The 2,369-nt window shown below is 31.4% G+C and carries 2 protein-coding genes; both read left to right on the top strand.

What is annotated here, in order from left to right; translation table 11 throughout:
- Nucleotides 1-903: RHS repeat-associated core domain-containing protein (locus ACUSJC_RS16710; RefSeq protein WP_449270692.1), on the top strand; the 903-nt coding region annotated here is incomplete at its 5' end.
- Nucleotides 904-1,440: 537 nt separating this feature from the next.
- The gene (locus tag ACUSJC_RS16705; RefSeq protein WP_449270693.1) at nucleotides 1,441-2,097 is read left to right on the top strand and encodes an IS1 family transposase; all 657 of its coding nucleotides are present in this window, start codon (nucleotides 1,441-1,443) and stop codon (nucleotides 2,095-2,097) included.
- The last annotated feature ends 272 nt before the right edge of the window (nucleotides 2,098-2,369 follow it).

Here is a 2,369-nt window from a genome sequence, read left to right as displayed (position 1 = left end):
CCTTTTGGTCAGTTACTGCCTAACAGACATGCAAGCTCTGATTCATACCGTTACGGCTTCCAAGGACAAGAAAAAGACGATGAGATTAAAGGGGAAGGAAATTCTTTAAATTATACTTTTAGAATGCACGACCCACGTGTGGGAAGGTTTTTTGCTACTGATCCACTTGAAAGTAAGTTCCCTTGGAACTCTCCTTATGCATTTAGTGAAAATAAAGTAATTGCACATATTGAATTAGAAGGATTAGAAAGTGTTTCTTTTACCGAGAAAGATGGAGTACAAAATTTAGTAATAGTAAATTTTGGATATGATGGTGTAGATAGAGAAAAAGAACACACACAAGAAATAGGAGCAGATGATGGATTAGTTAATATTGTTGCTACAGGAAATGGTTTAAAAATAGTTCATTTTGCTTCTTCTGCTACAAACAGTACAAAAACTACGATAAAAGAAACTGTAATATCATTCCAAAAAGCCCATCCTGACGGCAAAGTAATTTTAGTAGGTCATAGTGGTGGTGCTGATAATCTGATTGAGTTTGCAAAAGAAAATTCAGGTATCGCCATAGATTTACTTATAACTTTGGATGCTCGTGATCCAGATAAATTTGGGTGGACAGATACTAACATTCCATCTAATGTAGAAAATGCTATCAATTATTATCAAAATACAGACCCGCTTAATTTTATAAGCGATAGAACTATGGATTTCTCAGATGAGACTAACGGAGTTAATGTTCTTTCTCCTGGCTCTAATCATAGGTCTATAGATAATGATCAATGGCAGAATATAATAAAAGATATTAATAATCAATTAAAGGGTAGGGATGCTGTAAAAGAAGCAGGAGAAAGAAAACAAGAAACCCACGAACCTGAAAAATCAACAAATGTAATTTCTAAGTAGCAATGAGAAAGAATCTGATAAAAGTTTTATTGATATTGAATATAGTTTATATCTTATTTAAGCAAGGTGTTTTTGGTTTAAAAAGAATAGCGGATTTAAATTTTGTTACTGAAATGATTTTATTTTTTTTAGTTCCAACAATAACTGTTATTTCATTAATTATTTTTTTACTTATAAAAAAACTAAATGATAATTTTATTTTTTATGAGTTATGTATTATAATAATTTTATTAATATTATTAATAATCCAGTATTTTATACCTGTTTCATCAATAATAGTATAGATTGGTAGTATGGTAAATAGGTGCTTTTGTTAAATGATGTATTTTTGTATTTGATTATCAGTAAGTTGTAAAAAGGATAGGCTTTGTAAAATAGGTTAATTCTGGTTCGTTGAAATATTGAAACTTTCTTAGAAGCTGTAAAATAAGGGTTCTTGTTTTTAAGGTATGGTAAATTGGTGCTTGATTATATTTGTATTTATGAAATGAACAAATCGAATTCAATAAGATAAAAACTATAATGGGAAAATATCGAATTAAATGTAAAAACTGTAATCAAACGAATTGTATTAAGAAAGGCAAACGAAATGGAAAACAACGCTATTATTGTAAAATTTGTCATTTGAATTTCCAAGATAGTTATAGATACAAAGCCCGTGATTTAACGATCAATTGTGTGATATCCAGATTATTGAAGAATGGTTGTGGAGTTATGGACGTTTCAAGAGTATTGGAAATATCACCAAAGACAGTATTGTCAAGGATGTTAAAAATTAGTAATCAACTTAAAATACCTTTTTTTAATAGACTTGGTTGTAAATTTGAAGTTGACGAGATGTCGATAAAAATAGCTAATGGTAAGAAACAAAATTGGTTAATCTATGGTATTGAAAAGGTAAGCAGGCAAGTTGTTGCTATTAGAATAGGTTCAAGAAGTACAGAAAACATAAGCCCTTTAATAGATAAAATACTGTTGTTAAACCCTAAAAGGATTTACACAGATGGTTTAAATATTTATTCAAGTTTAATTCCGAAAGAAATTCACAAGCGCTTTCAGTATTGTACTAACAGAATTGAACGTAAAAACCTTACGTTGCGAACCCATATTAAAAGATTGAGTAGGAAAACAATCTGTTTTTCAAGAGAAAAGAAATATCTTGAAGCCCATTTAAGAATCTACTTTTGGGGATAGTTTTTTAAAAGCGACAAGAGAAGCATAGCCCCGATAGAGACAGGCACCATGTGCAGGCGAAAGCGGGACAAGTAGTGAGTAAGAAACAAAGCATGTGCTTCTTGATAAAAAAATAACACACTTTTGAAACGGGCTATGTTTTTAGCGCTTCTCAGCTGGAAGAAGGTCAAGGACTTGATCTTTCGTTTGTTTACGGCGGAGCGACCAACAGTATGCTAACCTTAGGCAATACCTCAACAGTGGCATTAGCGGTAAGCACCACTACCGGAAAC

The sequence above is a fragment of the Flavobacterium sp. U410 genome (assembly GCF_053570605.1).
The sequence above is the reverse complement of the archived record's forward strand: the minus strand, read 5'-3'. Positions and strand labels throughout refer to the sequence as shown.